The sequence below is a fragment of the Novosphingobium bradum genome, from assembly GCF_042646485.1.
Classification (GTDB): Bacteria; Pseudomonadota; Alphaproteobacteria; order Sphingomonadales; family Sphingomonadaceae; genus Novosphingobium; species Novosphingobium bradum.
Genome location: NZ_JBHRTQ010000014.1, coordinates 31991 through 48749 on the forward strand (window position 1 = coordinate 31991; position 16759 = coordinate 48749).

13 protein-coding genes are annotated in these 16759 nt (G+C 70.4%); 9 read left to right on the forward strand and 4 right to left on the reverse strand.

The window, feature by feature from the left end; genetic code table 11:
- Positions 1-58: 58 nt before the first annotated feature.
- A complete protein-coding gene (locus tag ACFOD9_RS14325) occupies positions 59-1060 on the reverse strand; it encodes a zinc-dependent alcohol dehydrogenase family protein (protein ID WP_379510812.1) in 1002 nt (333 codons plus the stop codon).
- Positions 1061-1219: 159 nt separating this feature from the next.
- The gene (gene hcp / locus ACFOD9_RS14330; protein ID WP_379510813.1) at positions 1220-2860 is read right to left on the reverse strand and encodes a hydroxylamine reductase; all 1641 of its coding nucleotides are present in this window, start codon (positions 2858-2860) and stop codon (positions 1220-1222) included.
- Between the two features lie 158 nt (positions 2861-3018).
- Here hcp and ACFOD9_RS14335 point away from each other — a divergent pair, with 158 nt between their 5' ends.
- Both ACFOD9_RS14335 and ACFOD9_RS14340 read left to right on the forward strand, forming a co-directional pair.
- On the forward strand, positions 3019-3423 hold the full coding sequence (locus ACFOD9_RS14335; protein WP_379510814.1) for an RrF2 family transcriptional regulator: 405 nt from the start codon (positions 3019-3021) through the stop codon (positions 3421-3423).
- Between the two features lie 11 nt (positions 3424-3434).
- On the forward strand, positions 3435-3710 hold the full coding sequence (locus ACFOD9_RS14340; protein ID WP_379510815.1) for a DUF1971 domain-containing protein: 276 nt from the start codon (positions 3435-3437) through the stop codon (positions 3708-3710).
- On the opposite strand, the gene ACFOD9_RS14345 is transcribed toward ACFOD9_RS14340, so the two are convergent.
- Positions 3686-4378 carry a protein-L-isoaspartate(D-aspartate) O-methyltransferase gene (locus ACFOD9_RS14345; RefSeq protein WP_379510816.1) on the reverse strand — a complete coding sequence of 231 codons (693 nt, stop codon included), beginning with the start codon at positions 4376-4378 and terminating at the stop codon, positions 3686-3688. The genes ACFOD9_RS14340 and ACFOD9_RS14345 overlap by 25 nt on opposite strands.
- A gap of 164 nt (positions 4379-4542) precedes the next feature.
- On the opposite strand from ACFOD9_RS14345, the gene ACFOD9_RS14350 reads away from it, so the two are divergent.
- Positions 4543-7896, forward strand: coding sequence for a hybrid sensor histidine kinase/response regulator (locus ACFOD9_RS14350; protein ID WP_379510817.1), 3354 nt, complete (start codon positions 4543-4545; stop codon positions 7894-7896).
- Here the strand turns inward: ACFOD9_RS14350 and ACFOD9_RS14355 are convergent.
- Positions 7879-8514, reverse strand: coding sequence for a LuxR C-terminal-related transcriptional regulator (locus ACFOD9_RS14355; RefSeq protein WP_379510824.1), 636 nt, complete (start codon positions 8512-8514; stop codon positions 7879-7881). The two genes, ACFOD9_RS14350 and ACFOD9_RS14355, sit on opposite strands and share 18 nt — an antisense overlap.
- Before the next feature lie 203 nt (positions 8515-8717).
- On the opposite strand from ACFOD9_RS14355, the gene ACFOD9_RS14360 reads away from it, so the two are divergent.
- The 6 genes from ACFOD9_RS14360 to fdhD are packed head-to-tail and all read left to right on the forward strand — an operon-like array spanning position 8718 to position 16682.
- Positions 8718-10244 (forward strand): DcaP family trimeric outer membrane transporter, encoded by a 1527-nt coding sequence (locus tag ACFOD9_RS14360; protein WP_379510818.1) that lies wholly within the window; start codon positions 8718-8720, stop codon positions 10242-10244.
- A gap of 43 nt (positions 10245-10287) precedes the next feature.
- Positions 10288-11979 (forward strand): MFS transporter, encoded by a 1692-nt coding sequence (locus tag ACFOD9_RS14365; RefSeq protein WP_379510819.1) that lies wholly within the window; start codon positions 10288-10290, stop codon positions 11977-11979.
- Positions 11980-12029: 50 nt separating this feature from the next.
- Positions 12030-13922, forward strand: a complete 1893-nt coding sequence (locus ACFOD9_RS14370; protein WP_379510820.1) for an AMP-binding protein — start codon at positions 12030-12032, stop codon at positions 13920-13922.
- 44 nt (positions 13923-13966) lie between these two features.
- On the forward strand, positions 13967-14392 hold the full coding sequence (locus ACFOD9_RS14375; RefSeq protein WP_379510821.1) for an NAD(P)H-dependent oxidoreductase subunit E: 426 nt from the start codon (positions 13967-13969) through the stop codon (positions 14390-14392).
- Positions 14389-15903, forward strand: coding sequence for an NADH-ubiquinone oxidoreductase-F iron-sulfur binding region domain-containing protein (locus tag ACFOD9_RS14380; RefSeq protein WP_379510822.1), 1515 nt, complete (start codon positions 14389-14391; stop codon positions 15901-15903). Before ACFOD9_RS14375 ends, ACFOD9_RS14380 begins: the two co-directional genes overlap by 4 nt.
- Entirely contained in the window at positions 15900-16682 is a 783-nt protein-coding gene (fdhD, locus tag ACFOD9_RS14385; RefSeq protein WP_379510823.1) for a formate dehydrogenase accessory sulfurtransferase FdhD, read from the forward strand. Before ACFOD9_RS14380 ends, fdhD begins: the two co-directional genes overlap by 4 nt.
- Positions 16683-16759: the final 77 nt, after the last annotated feature.

The window sequence follows — 16759 nt, forward strand, 5'->3', positions numbered from 1 at the left end:
TGACGCTTCTGCCCGAGTCGCGTCAAATACTTGTCAACCAAGCCGAAAGTCCGTCCGCTCAGGGGACGAGCACCAGCGCCCCTTCCACCTGGCCCTCGCGCAGGCGGGCCAGCGCGACATTGGCCTCGGCCAGCGCCATGGCCTCGACATGGGTGTGCACTCCGGCCTTGGCGGCGAGCGCGAGGAACTCCACCCCGTCGGCCCGGGTCAGGTTGGCGACCGAAAGGATCTGCCGCTCCTCCCACAGGTCGGCATAGGGAAAGGCGGGAATGTCGCTCATGTGGATGCCGGCACAGACCACCCGGCCGCCCTTGCCCACCTGCTTCAGCGCCTGGGGCACCAGTTTGCCGGCGGGGGCAAAAATGATCGCCGCATCAAGTGCTTCGGGCGGGCTGGCATCCGCTGGCCCGGCCCAGTGGCAGCCGAGCTTGCGGGCGAAGTCCTGCGCGGCCCGGTCGCCGGGGCGGGTGAAGGCGAAGACCCGCCGCCCCTGCCACAGCGCCACCTGGGCCAGGATATGCGCCGCCGCGCCGAAGCCATAGAGCCCCAGCACCGGGGTATCGCCGGCCAGGCGCAAGGCGCGGTAGCCGATCAGCCCGGCGCACAGCAGCGGCGCGGCATGGAGATCGTCGAACCGGTCGGGCAGGGGGAAGCAGAACCGCGTATCGGCAAGCGCATGGCTGGCATAGCCGCCATCGCGGGTGAAGCCGGTGAACAGCGGCGCATCGCACAGGTTCTCGCGCCCGCTTTCGCAGTAGCGGCAGTACCCGCAGGCATGGCCCAGCCACGGCACGCCCACCCGCTGGCCAAGCGCAAGGCCATCCACCCCCAAGCCCAGCGCGTCGACCGTGCCCACGATCTCGTGCCCCGGCACGATCGGCAGCGGCCCGTGGAGATCGCCCTCCACCACGTGGAGATCGGTGCGGCACACCCCGCAGGCGCGCACGGCCACGCGGATTTGCCCCGGCCCCGGCTCGGGCAGCGCCCGGCTGACCATGTGCAGCGGCTGGCCCACGCCATCGAACTGCATCGCGTGCATCAGGGGTGCGGGGCTGGTCATGCGGGCAGTGTTTGGCCGCTTGCCGCCACGGTCAAGCGGCGCGGGCAAAAAGAGCCCCTTCACCCGCGATGAGGGTTGCGGGTGAAGGGGCTCTCCCGCTCCGGCGCCGGGGGGCGGCGCCGGAGGGTTGCAGCAAGCTGCCTGACGACAAGGGGTCGGTCAGGCGGCTTCCAGCATCCGGGCCAGGTCCTCGCGGGCATCGCCGGTCGGACGGATCTCGAACTTCTCCACCAGCACGCCCAGCACTTCAGGCGTGAGGAACTGCGGCAGCGTGGGGCCAAGGTGGATGCGCTTGAGGCCAAGGTGGAGCATGGTCAGCAGCACGGCGGTGGCCTTCTGCTCGAACCAGCTGATGCCATAGTGCAGCGGCAGGTCGTTGACCTCGCAGCCCAGCGCCCCGGCGACCGCGACGGCCACCTGGATCGCCGAATAGGCATCGTTGCACTGGCCCATGTCGAGCACGCGGGGCACGCCCTTGATCTCGCCCAGGTCCTCGCGGTTGAAGCGGAACTTGCCGCAGCCCAGCGTCAGGATCAGGCTGTCCTTCGGCGTCGCCATGGCGAGATCGTGGAAGTAGTTGCGACCCGGACGCGCGCCATCGCAGCCGCCGATCAGGAACAGGTTCTTCACGTCCCCGTCCTTGATCATGCCCAGCAGGGTATCGGCCACGCCCATTACCGTGTTGCGGCCAAAGCCGGCGGGGATGCGCTGTTCCGGCGCGTCCTCGGCAAAGCCGGGCTGGGCCAGGGCACAGGCGATCACCGGCGCGAAATCGTGGTTTTCGATATGCGGCAAGCCCTGCCAGCCCACCGGGCCGGCGGTGAAGATGCGGTCCTGGTAGCCCTTGATCTCGGGATTGATCAGACAGTTGGAGGTCATCACGATCGCGCCGGGGAAGGCAGCGAAGTCCTTCTGCTGGTCCTGCCAGGCGCCGCCATAGTTGCCGGCGAGATGCGGGTAGGCCTTCAGCCCGGGATAGGTGTTGGCCGGCAGCAGCTCGCCGTGGGTATAGACGTTGATGCCCTTGCCCTCGGTCTGCTTGAGGATCGCCTCCAGGTCGCCCATGTCGTGGCCCGAAACCAGGATGGCCTTGCCGGCCACCGGGGTCATCCGCACCATGGTCACTTCGGGGTGGCCGAACCGCCCGGTATTGGCCGCGTCCAGCAGCTCCATCACCTTGAGGTTCAGCCCGCCCGTGGCCAGCGCCTCGGCCAGCAGGGCGTTCATGTCGGTGGGATCGCTGGCGAGGAAGGCGGAAATGCGGTGGAATTCCGCGCTCACCGCCGCTTCCTCCTGGCCCAGCACGCGGGCGTGCTCGCTATAGGCGGCCGTGCCCTTGAGGCCATAGAGGATGAGATTGCGAAGCCCGGTGATCGAAGGGCCGTCGCGGTCCATGAACCGCTGGATCGCGGCCATCGGCGCGGCCTCGGCCAGCTCCGCCGCGCTCGTGCCGGGGTTCCAGGTGGCGGGTTCGGGCAGGTCGGAAAGATCGGCTCCGGCGCCTTGCGCCAGCAGCCGGGCGCGCTCGCGCATGGCCAGGGCTTCCGCGATCAGGCTCTCGAAGCGGCTCGCGTCGAAGTTCACGTTGGTCAGCGTGGTGAACCAGGCATGGGGGGTGAAGGCATCCACCGCCGCATCGCGCGCACCCGCCTTGGCGGCGCGGTCGGCATAGACGGAAACGCCTTCCATCACGCGCAGCAGCACGTCCTGGAGGTCGGCCACGTCGGCGGTCTTGCCGCAGGAGCCGACCTTCACGGCACAGCCGCCCTTGTTCGATTGTTCGCACTGCACGCAATACATGGAGGAACTCCCGCAAAAAGATGACAACGAAATTCCACTTATGTCGCCGGGCGAAACATGGCTTTGACATGAATCAAATGCAGGGCGAAGATTCCGGCCGATAAGGGAGTTGCCCGGAAGCGCTGGTGAGTTAGGAAACCGGCAGGGGGCTGAACGCCATGCAATTGACCCGACACACCGATTACGCACTGCGCCTGCTGATCTATCTCGCCGGCCGGGGCGATGAACGCTCGCAGATCGCCGCCGTCGCCGAAGCGCAGGACATCTCGCGCACCCACCTGATGAAGATCGCCAACGAACTGGCCCGCGCCGGCTTCATCGCCGCGGTGCGCGGGCGCGGCGGCGGCATCATGCTGGCCCGCCCACCCGAGGCGATCAATCTCGGCGCGGTGATCGAGACGATGGAACCGCGCTGCCCGCTGGTGGATTGCGGTTCGTGCCGGCTGGTCAAGCGGTGCAGCCTGCCCGGCGTGCTCGATCAGGCCGATGCCGCCTTCCGCCAGGTTCTCGCCGGCTACAGTCTGGCCGATATCTGCCGCCAGCCGGGCCTCGCCCCGGCCTGAATGGAAACGCCATGAGCCGCCCGGCCCCCTACAAGTCCACCCCGGTGTTCGATGAAACCACCCTGCCCGAGGCGATCCGCAGCGAACACCGCACCAAGCCGGGCACCTGGGGCTTGCTGCGCGTGCTGGAAGGGGCGGCCACGCTGGTCTTCACCGGTTCGGGCCGCGAAGTGGCGGTCGCCCCCGGCCAACCCGGCGTGATCCCCCCGCAGGAAACGCATTTCGTGCGCCTGGCCGGCCCGCTGCGCTGCCAGGTCGAATTCTACCGCGAACCCCCGCTGCCCTGAGCCGACAGGTCGCCCGGCCCGGCGCCGTCGCGGCCATGGGCGCCTATCAGCGGCACGAAGCGTACCGCGCCCAGGGGCTGCGTTTCATAACTGTCCGCGCCGGTCCGGGTGACCTTGCACAGCACCTGTTCGTCGGCTTCGCCCACCGGCATGATCAGGTGGCCGCCCACGGCCAGTTGGGCCAGCAGGGGTTCGGGCACCCGCGGCCCGCCCGCCGCCACCAGGATCGCCGCGAAGGGCGCCAGCCCGGGCCGCCCCTGCGAGCCGTCGCCCGGCTCCACGTCGACATTGCGGTAGCCCAGCAGCAGCATCCGCTCGCGGGCGAGCCGCACCAGCGCCTCGTGCCGCTCGATCGCCACCACTTCCGCGCCCATCTCCCCCAGCACGGCCGCGGCATAGCCGGAACCCGCGCCCACTTCGAGCACCAGGTCGCCCGGCTGGATCGCGGCCGCCTCGATCATCACCGCCACGATCCAGGGTTGCGAGATGGTCTGCCCGGCCTCGATCGGCAGGGGCGTGTCGTCATAGGCATATTCGCGCAAGGACTCGGGCACGAAGACCTCGCGCGGCACCCGGCCCATGGCCTCCAGCACGCGCGGATCGCGCACGCCGCGCGCGGCAAGCTGGCTTTCCACCATCCGCCGCCGCTTCTCGGCCTGGTCAGTCATCGGCCGCTTCCCATCATCGGCCCCTCTCGCTGCCACAACGGCCGCCGCGCCGATCGGGTCCGGCGCGCGCAACGGGCAGGGCGTTGACCTCCCCGCCGCCCCGGCCGATTGTGCGCCCCGGCCCGACCAACTCACGGCCTGACCAACCAAGGAGAACCCCCGCGATGAGCTGGCAATGGGCGGCGCTGGCCACCCTGGCCCCGATCCTGCTGCTGTTCGCCTTCGCCGCGCTGGTCGAACATGGCCGCATCGGCGCGGCCGCCTTCGCGCGGCCGCGCCTGCGCCATGGCGCCTATACCCTCGCGCTCGGGGTCTATTGCACGAGCTGGACCTTCTATGGCTCGGTCGGCTCGGTCGCGCGCGATGGCTGGAACTTCCTGCCGATCTATCTCGCCCCGGTGCTGCTCCTGCTGTTCGCCCCGCGCTTCCTTGGCCGGCTGGCCCGCGCCGTGGCGCAGGAACAGGCCAAGACCGTGTCCGATTTCATCGCCGCGCGCTTCGGCCACGATGTGATCGTGGCGCGGCTGGTCACGGTGATCGCGCTGCTCGGCACGATCCCCTATGTCGCGCTGCAATTGCGCTCGATCGGCAATGCCCTGGCGCTGGTCGCGGGCGCGCCGCTGGGCCTGGCGGCGATGGTGGTGGCCGCCGTGGTCCTGGCCCTGTTCGCGATCCTGTTCGGGGCGCGGCGCTTCGAACTGGCCGGCCGCAGCGAAGGGCTGGTCTTTGCCATCGGGCTGGAAAGCCTGCTCAAGCTGGGCGCGCTGGCGGTGGTGGCGGGCCTCGCCGCCATGCTGTTCGCCGGGGCCGGGCCGGCGCGGCAGGCGCTGGGCCTCGCCCAGATCGCCGCCCGTTTCGATCCCACCCGCCTCGGCCTCGAAACCCTGGCGATCCTGGTGATCTCCACTTTCGCCGTCATCGCCCTGCCGCGCCAGTTCTACATGGGGCTGGTTGAAGCGCGCGAACCGGAAGACCTCGTGCGCGCCCGCAAGGGGCTGGCCGCCTATATCGCCGCCATGGCCGCGCTGGCCCTGCCGATCGCGCTGGCTGGGGTCGCCCTGTTCGATGGCGCGGTGCCGCCCGATGTCTTCGTGCTCGAACTGCCGCTGGAAGCCGGCGCGCGCTGGGCGCTGGTCGCGGCCCTGCTCGGCGGGGTGGGCGCCGCCGCCTCGATGGTCATCGTCGATGCGACCGCGCTGGCCACCATGGTCTCGAACGATCTCGTCTTTCCCTCGATCCTCAAGGCCGCGCGCGACGGGCCGGAAAGCGCAGAGGCTGGCGCCGGCGCCATCGGCCGGCGGATGCTGCGGGTCCGGCGGCTGTCGATCGTGGCCATCGTCGCCCTGGCGCTGGCCTGGGCGGTGCTGGTCGGCGGGCGCAATTCGCTCGCCTCGATCGGCTATGTCGCCTTCGCGGCGATGGCCCTGTTCGCGCCCCACCTGCTGCTGGCCGCGGTGGGCGGCGGGCGCGATCCGCTGCCCGCGCGGATCAGCCTGGCCGCGGGTCTGGCCCTGTGGCTGTGGACCCTGGCCCTGCCGCCGATCCTGCCCGAAGCCTGGCTGGCAGCGCTTCACGGCACGCCGGTCGATCCGCTCAACCTCCTGGGCGTGGGCCGGGCCGGGCCGCTGGTCCACGGGGTGGGCTGGAGCCTTGGGGTCGATGTGGCCCTGCTCGGCCTCGTCGCGGCGCGCGGGAGCGCGGTTGCCCCGCGCCTGCGCCTGTTCGCGCCCGGCCGTCCGGTGAGCGACATGGCCGGGCTGCACCGGCTGGTCGCCGATTTCGTCGGCACCCAGGCCGCCGAGCGCGAATTTCCCGCCGATCGCCACGGCCAGCCGGTCGATCGCGCCGCCGCCCAGCGCGCGCGCGATCTCATCGCCCGGGTGGTCGGCGCCAGTTCGGCCCGCGCGCTGGTGGCCTCGGCGTTGGCCGGCGGGCAGATGCGGCTGGCCGATGTTACCCGCCTGCTCGATGAAGGCGCCCAGTCGCTGCGCTTCTCCCGGCCCTTGCTGGCCGCCACCTTCGAGAACGTCGATGCCGCGATCAGCGTGGTCGATGCCGAGATGAATCTGGTCGCCTGGAACAATCGCTATCTGGATATGTTCGACTATCCCCCGGCCCTGGTGCGGGTCGGCGCGCCGGTCGCCGATCTCATCCGCCACAATGCCAAGGCCGGCGATTTCGGCCCCGGCGCGGTGGAGCATCACGTGGCCAAGCGGCTTGCCCATATGCGGCGCGGCCAGCCCCACGAATTCGCGCGCCACCGCCGCGATGGCCGGGTGATCAAGACCGTGGGCGGCCCGATGCCCGGCGGCGGCTACGTGATGAGCTTCACCGACGTCACCGCCGAGGCCGAGGCCCGCGATGCCCTGCAACGCACCCTGGCCGAGCTGGAAAGCCGCGTGGAAGCGCGCACCCGCGAACTGTCGGAGGCCAACCGCCAGCTCGCCGAGGCCACCCGCGACAAGACCCGCTTCCTCGCCGCCGCCAGCCACGACCTGCTCCAGCCGCTCCACGCCGCCCGCCTGTTCGCCGCCGCCCTCGCGCGTGATCCCGGCCTGACCCGGCCCGAGCTGGTCACCCGGCTCGACCGCGCGATCACCGGCGGGGAAAACCTGCTGCGCGCCTTGCTGGATATTTCGCGGCTCGATGCGGGCGGGGTGCAGCCCGATTGCAGCGGCCTTGCACTCGCCCCGTTCCTGGCCGACCTGATCGACGGGATGCGCCCGCTGGCCGCCGAACAGGGGCTGCAGCTGCGGCTCGGCCCGGCCCCCGGCAGCCTGTTCACCGATCCCGGCCTCCTGCGCTCGATCCTCCAGAATTTCCTCACCAATGCCGTGCGCTACACGCCGTCGGGCGGCGTGCTGGTCGGCGTGCGGCGGCGCGGGGGCGACTGGCGGATCGACGTGATCGACACCGGCCTTGGCATCGCGCCCGATCGGCAAGCCGAGGTTTTCCGCGAATTCATCCGCCTGGGCGAGGCCGAGGCCGAAGGACTGGGGCTGGGCCTGGCCATCGCCGCGCGCCTCGCCCGGCTGCTGGGCGGGCGGATCGAGCTGGCCTCGGTGCGGGGCAAGGGCAGCCGGTTCAGCCTGCTGCTCCCCGCCGCGCCGCCGGTGCCAGCGCCGACGCCCGCGCCGCCGGCCGAGGCCGGCCAGCACCGCGCGCGCAGGGTGCTGGTGGTCGACAACGAGCCCGAGATCGTCGCCGCTACCCTGGCCCTGCTCGAAGCGACCGGGCACCAGGCCCGGGGCGCGGGCGGCCTGGCCGAGGCGCTCGCGCTCGATGATCCCTGCGATGCCGTCCTGGCCGACTATCACCTTGACGATGGCGACGGCCTTGCCCTGATCGCGGCCCTGCGCCAGCGTCGGCCGGGCTTGCCCGCCGCGCTGGTCACCGCCGAGCAGGATCGCGCCGTGGCCGCGCGGGCCGCCGCCATGGGCGTTCCGGTGCTGGCCAAGCCGACCGATCCGGCGGCCATCGCCGCTTTCCTCGGCGGGGTGTCAGTGGGACAGGTCTAGCCCCAGCGCGCGGGCCGCCAGCGCGGCCTGGGTGCGGTTGCGGACATCGAGCTTACGCATGATCGCGGTCATGTGGGCCTTCACTGTGGCCTCGGTGATGGCGAGGTCATAGGCGATCTGCTTGTTGAGCTTGCCGTCCAGCACGGCCAGCAGGACCTTGAGCTGGGTTGGCGTCAATTGCGCCAGTTCGCGCCGCACCGCGTCGACCGGCTGCTCGCCCGCCGCCGCCGGGGCCGGCGCGCCCAGCGCCCCGGCGATCGCCGCCTCGATCGCGGCAAGGTCGGCGTCCTTGCTCAGGAACCCCACCGCGCCGAAGGCCCGCACCTCGTCCGCCGCGCCGGCGGCATCCGCGCTGGAGACCACCAGGATCGGCACGCCCGGGCATTCGGCATGGAGCAGGGCAATGCCGGAATAGCCGACCGCGCCGGGCATCTTGAGATCGAGCAGGATCAGCCGCAGGTCATCCGGGGCCGCCTGGGCGATCTCGCCCGCCGCGCGCACGGCGGCGGCGAGCGTGCCGGCTTCCACCACCCGCGCCCCCGGCGCAACCGCGCCCACCGCCACGGCCAGCGCCTGGCGGAACAGGGGATGATCGTCGGCGATCAGGATCGTGTCGATGGCATTCCTCCGCGCCGTTTTCGTGTTTGCGGCCAGCTTATCGCCCGTGGCGGGATCGGCAAGGGCAGAGCGCACCTCGCGTCTTGCCCCGACCTCCCGCGACCAAGGTCGTAGGCCAACCGACCAAGGTCCGGCTGCAAGCGATCCCGCAAAGGGGCCACGATCATCCCTGCCCGAAGAACAAATGACGAGAGGAGAGGGGCATGGGCTTTCGCCGGACCCGCATTGTCGCAAGGCTGCTGGCCGCCAGCGCGCTGGCCGCGCCCCTGTTCGCCCCCACGCCGGCGCTCGCGGATGCCGCGCACGAACGCGCGCTGGAAACGCGCCTCGCCCGGCTCGAAACGCAGATGGCCGCGATACAGGGCCAGTTGGCCGAGGCCCGCCAGGCCCAGGTCCAGGCCCAGGCGGTGGCCGCCGCCAATGCCGTTGCCGCCGCGAACGCCGCTGCCGCCAGCCGGCAGGCCGAGGCCGCCAGCGCGCAGGCGGCTGCCACCGCCGCCCGCCTTGCCGTGCTGGAAGCGAAACCCGCCGCGCCGGCCGAAGGCTTCCGCTCGGGCAGCACCACGATCCGGCTGGGCGGCTATCTCAAGATGGTCGCCTCGCGCAGCCGCTTTGCCCGTGGCTCGGTTGCCACCAACACGCTGGGCCGCGATTTCTACCTGCCGCAAGGCCTGCCCACCACGCCCGGCGGCCGCGCCTTCACCGGCACCGATTTCACCGCCAAGCAGACCCGGCTGTGGCTGAACCTCGATACGCAGGTCGCCGGCCACGTGGTGAAGGGCTATCTCGAAAGTGATTTCCAGGTCACCGCCAGCGCCGCCCAGAACGTCACCGCCGGCGGCTCGCAGCGCACCACCAACGGCTATACCCTGGGCCTGCGCCGGGCCTTCGTCCAGGTGGACCGCTTCACCATCGGCCAGGACTGGACCACCTTCCAGTATACCGGCGCCCTGCCGGAATCGACCGACTATGTCGGCGGGGCGGAAGGCACGGTCTTCGTGCGCCAGCCGCAGCTGCGCTATGCCGCGCCGCTGTCGAAGGCGCTAACCCTGGCCGTGGGCATCGAGAACCCGGAATCCGCGCTGGTTACCGCCGGGGCCGCCGCCACCCTGGAAAGCGGGACCGATCGCTTGCCCGATCTCACCGCGCGCCTCGCCTATTCCGGCAAGCGCGGCGAGCTTTCGCTGGCCGGCGTGGCCCGGCAGGTGCGCGGTGAAAGCAGCGGCTTGGCGCTGGTCAACAATGTCGCCAGTGCCGGAGCCACCGGCGGCGGGGTCACCGCCACGGGGCTTGGCGCCAGTATCGGCGGTAAGCTGTTCCTCGATGAGCGCAGGACCAGCGATGTCCGCTTCATCGCCACCTTCGGGCAGGGCATCGGCCGCTATGTCGGCCTCAACTTCGCGCCCGACGCGGTCTACGACCCCACCACCAACCGCCTGACCAAGGTGCGGGTGCTGGCCGCGCTGGCCTCGGCCCATGTCGCGCTGACCCCGCAATTGCGGGTCAACCTGATGGGCAGCTTCCAGCACGTTGCCTACGATCGCTCGCTCACCGCGGCGAGCCTTGCCGCGCTCAACCGAAGCGCGTGGAGCGCGGCCGCGAACCTGTTCTGGTCGCCGGTCAAACAGGTCGATCTCGGCGTCGAATACCGCCACGGCACGCGCGAGCTGGTCAGCGGCGCGTCCGGCGCGCTCGACCGGGTGGAATTCGCCGCCCGATACAACTTCTGAAAGCCTGCGACTTCTGACACAACGACAACAAGAGGAGGGGATTATGGTCCAACACGAAACCGCGGCGGAATATGCCGCCTTGCCAAGGCACCACCAGGCCACCCACGATGAGAAGCTGATCATCACCGCGTCCTCGCTCGGCACGGTGTTCGAATGGTATGATTTCTATCTCTATGGCCTTCTCACCGCGATCATCGCGGCCAAGTTCCTGACCGGGCTGAACCCCACCACCTCGTTCATCATGGCGCTGCTGGTCTTTGCCGCCGGGTTCATCGTGCGCCCGTTCGGCGCGCTGGTCTTCGGCAAGATCGGCGATACCTTCGGGCGGCGCTATACCTTCATCATCACCCTCCTCGTGATGGGCCTGTCGACCTTCCTTGTAGGCTGCCTGCCCACCTATGAAACGGCCGGGGTTGCCGCGCCGGTCATGCTGGTGGGCCTGCGGATGTTCCAGGGGCTGGCGCTGGGGGGCGAATATGGCGGAGCGGCCACCTATGTCGCCGAACACGCGCCCGACAACCGGCGCGGCTTCTACACCAGCTGGATCCAGATCACCGCCACGGCGGGCCTCGCCATGGCACTCCTCATCGTGATCACCGTGCGCTCGCCGGTCACCGGCGTTGGCGAAGAGGCGTTCAAGGACTGGGGCTGGCGCATTCCCTACCTGCTCAGCGGCCTGTTCCTGGCAGTGGGCCTGTGGCTGCGCCTCAAGCTGCATGAAAGCCCGGTGTTCCAGAAGATGAAGGCCGAGGGCACCTCGTCCAAGCGCCCGCTCACCGAAGCCTTCGGGGAATGGAAGAACCTCAGGATCGTGCTGATCGCCTTCTTCGGCGCCATCGCCGGCCAGGCGGTGATCTGGTACACCGGCCAGCTCTACGCGATGTATTTCCTTGAAAAGATGCTCAAGGTCGATGGGCTAACCACCAACACCCTGATCATTGTCGCGCTGCTCCTGGGCACGCCGTTCTTCCTGGTCTTCGGCTGGCTGTCGGACAAGGTGGGGCGCAAGCCGATCATCCTGGCTGGCTGCGCGCTGGCCGCCGCCACGCTGTTCCCGGTGTTCCACGCGCTGACCGAGGCCGCCAACCCGGCGCTCGCCCGCGCCCAGGCCAGCGCGCCGGTCACGGTCACCGCCTATGCCGGCGAATGTTCCTCGCAGTTCGATCCGGTGGGCACCAACAAGTTCGATCGCACAAGCTGCGATATCGTCAAGAACGCGCTGGCCAAGGCCGCGGTGAACTACACCAATGTCGCGGCCCCCGCCGGCACTGTCGCCGCGATCGCGATCGGCAGCGAAACCATCGTCGCCCCCGATCCCAAGGTCCACTCGGGTGACGAGAAGAAGGCCGCCATCGCCGCCTTCGCCGCCAGCGTGACCGGCGAACTGGCCAAGGTCGGCTATCCGGCCAGGGCCGACCCGGCGCGGATCGACAAGCCCCGGGTCATCGCGCTGCTGTGGTATCTCGTCCTGCTGGTCACCATGGTCTACGGCCCGATCGCGGCCATGCTGGTCGAGCTGTTCCCCAGCCGCATCCGCTACTCCTCGATGAGCCTGCCCTACCACATCGGCAATGGCTGGCTTGGCGGACTGCTGCCGGCGGTGGGCTTCGCCATGGTCGCGGCCAACGGCAACATCTACCACGGGTTCTGGTATCCAGTGGTGGTGGCCGCGGCGACCTGCGTGATCGGGCTGCTGTTCCTGCCCGAAACCTTCCGCCGCTCGATCGACGATTGACCATCCGGCCGGCGCCCCACCGGCGCCGGCCACCACCGCACGAGGACACCATGAGCGAAGCCTACCGCCAGGCCTACGAGGACAGCACGCAGGATCCGCAAGGCTTCTGGTCGCGCGCCGCCGAGCTGGTCGATTGGTCCACCCCGCCGGGCGCGGCGCATGACGAGGCGCGCGGCTGGTTTCCCGGCGGCCAGCTCAACACCTGCCACAACGCGCTCGATCGCCACGTGGCGGCGGGCCGGGGTGATGCCCTCGCGCTGATCCACGAAAGCCCGGTTACCGGCGCCACCCGCACCTGGGCCTATGCTGAACTGCTGGACGAGGTCGGCCGGGTCGCGGCCATGCTGGCCCGGCTTGGCGTGGGCAAGGGCGACCGCGTGGTGATCTATATGCCGATGATCCCGGAGGCGGCCTTCGCCATGCTGGCCTGCGCGCGGCTCGGCGCGATCCATTCGGTGGTCTTCGGCGGGTTTGCCGCCCACGAACTGGCCAAGCGGATCGACGATGCCACGCCCAAGGTCCTGCTCACCGCGAGCTGCGGGATCGAGGGCACCCGCACCATTGCCTACAAGCCGATGGTCGACGAAGCGCGCGCGCTTGCGGCGCACCGGCTCGATTCCGTCGTGCTGCTCCAGCGCGACCGGCTGCGCGCCGAGATGACCCCGGCGATCGATCGGGACTGGATGGAGCTGCGCGCGCAATGCGCCGCCGATCCCGTGCCGGCGCCGGTTCCGCTCGCCTCCGACGATCCGCTCTACATCCTCTACACCTCGGGAACCACCGGGGTGCCGAAGGGCGTGGTGCGCGAAAACGGCGGCCATGCCGTCGCGCTGGCCTGGTCGATGGCCAATATCTACGGGATCGGGGCGGGCGACGTGTTCTTCGCCGCCTCCGACATCGGCTGGGTCGTGGGCCACAGCTACATCGTCTACGGCCCGCTGCTGGTGGGGGCGACCACGGTGCTGTTCGAGGGCAAGCCGGTCGGCACGCCCGATGCGGGCACCTTCTGGCGCGTGGTCACCCGTCACAAGGTCACGGCCATGTTCACCGCGCCCACCGCGATCCGCGCGATCCGCAAGGACGATCCCGAGGCCGCTTTCCTTCACGAGATCGGCACCGGCCCCTTGCGCGCGGTATTCCTTGCCGGCGAACGCGCCGATCCCGAAACCATCGCCTGGCTGGAACGCCACTCCGGCCTGCCGGTCGTCGACAACTGGTGGCAGACCGAACTGGGCTGGCCGGCGATCACCACCTGCCTGCCGCTGGGCGATAGGCGCCGCAAGCCCGGTTCGGCCGGCTTCCCGGTGCCCGGCTACCACTTCGCGATCCTTGACGAGGATGGCCACCCCGTGCCCGATGGCCAGAGCGGCGCGGTGACGATCAGGGCGCCCCTGCCGCCGGGCGCCTTCCGCAGCCTCTGGAACAACCCGGCGGCTTTCGCGAAGAACTTCGCCACATTTCCCGGCTGGTACGAAACCGGCGATGCCGGCTACCGCGACGCCGAAGGGTTCCTCCACATCATGGGGCGGACCGACGATATCATCAACGTCGCCGGCCACCGCCTCTCCACCGGGCAGATGGAGCAGATCGTCGCCGCCGCCGATGGCGTGGCCGAATGCGCGGTGATCGGCGCCGACGATCCGCTCAAGGGCCAGGTTCCCGTGGCCTTCGTGGTGGCCCGCGCTGGCCATGCCGATGCCGCCGCCATGGCCGCGCGGGTGATCGCCGCGGTGCGCGTGGATATCGGCGCGGTCGCCTCGCTCAAGGCCGCCCACGTGGTCGCGCAATTGCCCAAGACCCGCTCGGGCAAGATCCTGCGGAATGTCCTGCGAAAGCTCGCCGCCGGCGAGGCTGTGGCCATTCCGCCAACCATCGAGGACCCTGCCGTGATCCCCGCGATCCAGGCCGTGCTGGCGGCTGACCGGGCCGCCGCCAGCGGTTGATCGGGGCGGTTGACGCGCGGCTTCGCCGGGAGCAATCCAGCCGGGTGAACGAGCCCGATCTTGCCCTGATCATCGCGCGCCACCTTGCCAGCGAAGGCGCCCTGCTGCCGATCCTCCACGATGTGCAGGAGGCCTTTGGCTGCGTCTCGCCGGAAGCCGAACGCGCCATCGCCGAGGCGCTCAACCTGTCGCGCGCGGAAGTGCGCGGCACGGTCAGCTTCTACCACGATTTCACCAGCGCGCCCGATCCGCGACCCCATGTCCAGCTGTGCCGGGCCGAAGCCTGCCAGGCGCGCGGGGTGGAAGCCCTGGTCGCGGCGGCACAGGCGGCGGCCGGCGATCGGGTGCGCCTGTCCACCGTCTATTGCCTCGGCCTGTGCAGCGCCGGCCCTGCCGCGCGGGTGGGGAACACGGTCCACGCCCGGCTCGATGAAGCAGCGCTGGTCAGGCTGATCGAGGATGCGCGATGACGATTGTCCGCATCAGCGACGATGCCCTGGCGCTGGCCTGCGGGGCCGATGCCGTGGCCACAGCCTTTGCCGAGGCCGGCTGCACGGTGGAGCGGGTATCGTCCTGGGGGTTGCACTGGCTTGAACCGCTGGTGGAAATCGCCGGGCAGGGCTTCGGCCCGGCCGCCCCGGCCGACGTGCCGGAAATCCTCGCGGGCACCAGCGCCAAGGCGATCGGGCAGATTGCGGACCATCCCTTTCTCGCCCGCCAGCAGCGCCTGACCTTTGCCCGCGCCGGCCGCACCCGGCCGCTCAGCCTCGATGATCATGCCGCCACCGGCGGCTGGGCCGGACTGGCGCGCGCCCGCGCTCTTGCGCCCGAACAGGTTGTCGCCGAAGTCATCGCCTCGGGCCTGCGCGGGCGGGGCGGGGCGGGGTTTCCCGCCGGGATCAAGTGGCAGACCGTGGCCGGGGCCAAGGGGGCGCGCAAGTTCATCGTCTGCAATGCCGATGAGGGCGATAGCGGCACCTTTGCCGACCGGATGCTGATGGAAGGCGATCCTTTTCAATTGCTTGAAGGCATGGCGATCGCGGCCCATGCAACGGGCGCGCAAGCGGGCTACATCTACGTCAGAAGCGAATATCCCCACGCCATAACCAAGCTGCGCGCCGCCATCGCGCTGGCCGAGCCGATGATCGCCCCCTTCGCGGTCGAACTGCGGGTGGGGGCCGGCGCCTATGTCTGCGGCGAGGAAACGTCCTTGCTCAATTCCATCGAGGGCAAGCGCGGCGAGGTGCGGGCCAAGCCGCCGCTCCCCGCGCTCGAAGGGCTGTATGGCTGCCCGACCGTGGTCAACAACGTGCTGACGCTGGCCGCGGTGCCCCATATCCTCCGGCCCGGCGGGGCGCAGGCCTATGCCGCGCTCGGTTCTGGCCGTTCGCGCGGGACCATGCCGGTGCAACTGGCGGGCAACATTCGCCATGGCGGCCTGTTCGAGGTGCCCTTCGGCATGACTCTGGGCGAGCTGGTGATGGACATCGGCGGGGGCACCGCCAGCGGGCGGCCGGTCAAGGCGGTTCAGGTGGGCGGGCCGCTCGGCGCCTATATCCCGCCCGCGCAGTTCCACCTGCCATTTGATTATGAGGCCTTCGCCGAGGCCCAGGCCTTGATCGGCCACGGCGGCGTGGTGGTGTTCGACGATAGCGCCGACATGGGCCGCATGGCCCGCTTTGCCTTTGCCTTCTGCGCGGCGGAAAGCTGCGGCAAGTGCACGCCCTGCCGGATCGGCTCCACCCGGGGCGTGGAGCTGATCGATCGGCTGCGCGCCGGGCAGCCGGTGGCCGATCCGGTTGCCGCCCTGCCGCAGATGGCCAATGCCCCCAAGGCTCCGCCCAGCCGGGAGGCCGAACTCGCCCTGCTCGATGATCTGTGCGAGGCGCTGGAGCTTGGCTCGCTTTGCGCGCTGGGCGGGTTCACCCCCTATCCGGTCCGCTCGGCCCTGCGCCACTGGCCGGAGGATTTTGAGACATGAGCGAAGGCGCGGTGGCCATTGCGGTGCGCCGGGATGACTATGCCGGCGCGGGCGAGCGGACCACGCGCGCCGTGCCCCGCGAAGTGCCCATCGCCATCGAACTCAACGGCGTGGCCTATGCCGTGATGATGGCGACGCCTTGCGATCTCGATGATTTCCTGACCGGGTTCCTCCTGTCCGAAGGCCTGGCCGATGCCGGCGAGATCGGGGCGGCGGCGTTCCATGCGGTGGAGGGCGGCGCGGGGATCGTCGCCCGGCTCAACCTGCCGCCCCACCGCGCCGCGCCGCTGATGGAGCGCGCGCGGCGGCGGCTGGGCGACAGTTCCTGCGGCATCTGCGGGATCGAGAGCGTGGAGGCCGCGCTGCGTCCGCTGCCGCCGCTGGGCGCGCGGGCGCGGGTGGATGCCGCCGCGATCGCGCGCGGACTTGCCGCCCTGCGCGCCGCGCAAGACCTGGGCCGCGAAACCGCCGCCACCCACGCCGCCGCCTTCTGCCGCGCCGATGGCACGCTGGTTGCGTTGCGCGAGGATGTCGGCCGCCACAACGCGCTCGACAAGCTGGTCGGCGCGCTTGCCCGAAGCGGCGAGGATGCGGCCACCGGCTTCATCGCGGTGACCTCGCGCTGCTCCTATGAGCTGGTTGAAAAGACCGTGCGCGCCGGCTGCCCGCTGCTGGTCGCCATTTCCGCCCCCACCGACCTTGCGGCGAGCCGCGCCCGGGCGGCGGGCCTGACGCTGGCGGTGCTGGCGCGCGACGATTCGCTGCTGTGGGTGGAGTGAGCAGGGCCGCGCGCTAGGGTCCGGACTCAATTGGCCCACCAGATGATGGCGGCGACGATGAGGACAGCGGATAGGAA

What these genes read in the sequence shown, in the direction of transcription:
- ACFOD9_RS14340 (WP_379510815.1), top strand. Translation starts at nt 3,435, where the DNA reads ATGAGCCGCCCGGCCCCCTACAAGTCCACCCCGGTGTTCGATGAAACC.
- fdhD (WP_379510823.1), top strand. Translation starts at nt 15,900, where the DNA reads ATGAGCGAAGGCGCGGTGGCCATTGCGGTGCGCCGGGATGACTATGCC.
- ACFOD9_RS14350 (WP_379510817.1), top strand. Translation starts at nt 4,543, where the DNA reads ATGAGCTGGCAATGGGCGGCGCTGGCCACCCTGGCCCCGATCCTGCTG.
- hcp (WP_379510813.1), bottom strand. Translation starts at nt 2,860, where the DNA reads ATGTATTGCGTGCAGTGCGAACAATCGAACAAGGGCGGCTGTGCCGTG.
- ACFOD9_RS14380 (WP_379510822.1), top strand. Translation starts at nt 14,389, where the DNA reads ATGACGATTGTCCGCATCAGCGACGATGCCCTGGCGCTGGCCTGCGGG.
- ACFOD9_RS14360 (WP_379510818.1), top strand. Translation starts at nt 8,718, where the DNA reads ATGGGCTTTCGCCGGACCCGCATTGTCGCAAGGCTGCTGGCCGCCAGC.
- ACFOD9_RS14325 (WP_379510812.1), bottom strand. Translation starts at nt 1,060, where the DNA reads ATGACCAGCCCCGCACCCCTGATGCACGCGATGCAGTTCGATGGCGTG.
- ACFOD9_RS14365 (WP_379510819.1), top strand. Translation starts at nt 10,288, where the DNA reads ATGGTCCAACACGAAACCGCGGCGGAATATGCCGCCTTGCCAAGGCAC.
- ACFOD9_RS14345 (WP_379510816.1), bottom strand. Translation starts at nt 4,378, where the DNA reads ATGACTGACCAGGCCGAGAAGCGGCGGCGGATGGTGGAAAGCCAGCTT.
- ACFOD9_RS14370 (WP_379510820.1), top strand. Translation starts at nt 12,030, where the DNA reads ATGAGCGAAGCCTACCGCCAGGCCTACGAGGACAGCACGCAGGATCCG.
- ACFOD9_RS14335 (WP_379510814.1), top strand. Translation starts at nt 3,019, where the DNA reads ATGCAATTGACCCGACACACCGATTACGCACTGCGCCTGCTGATCTAT.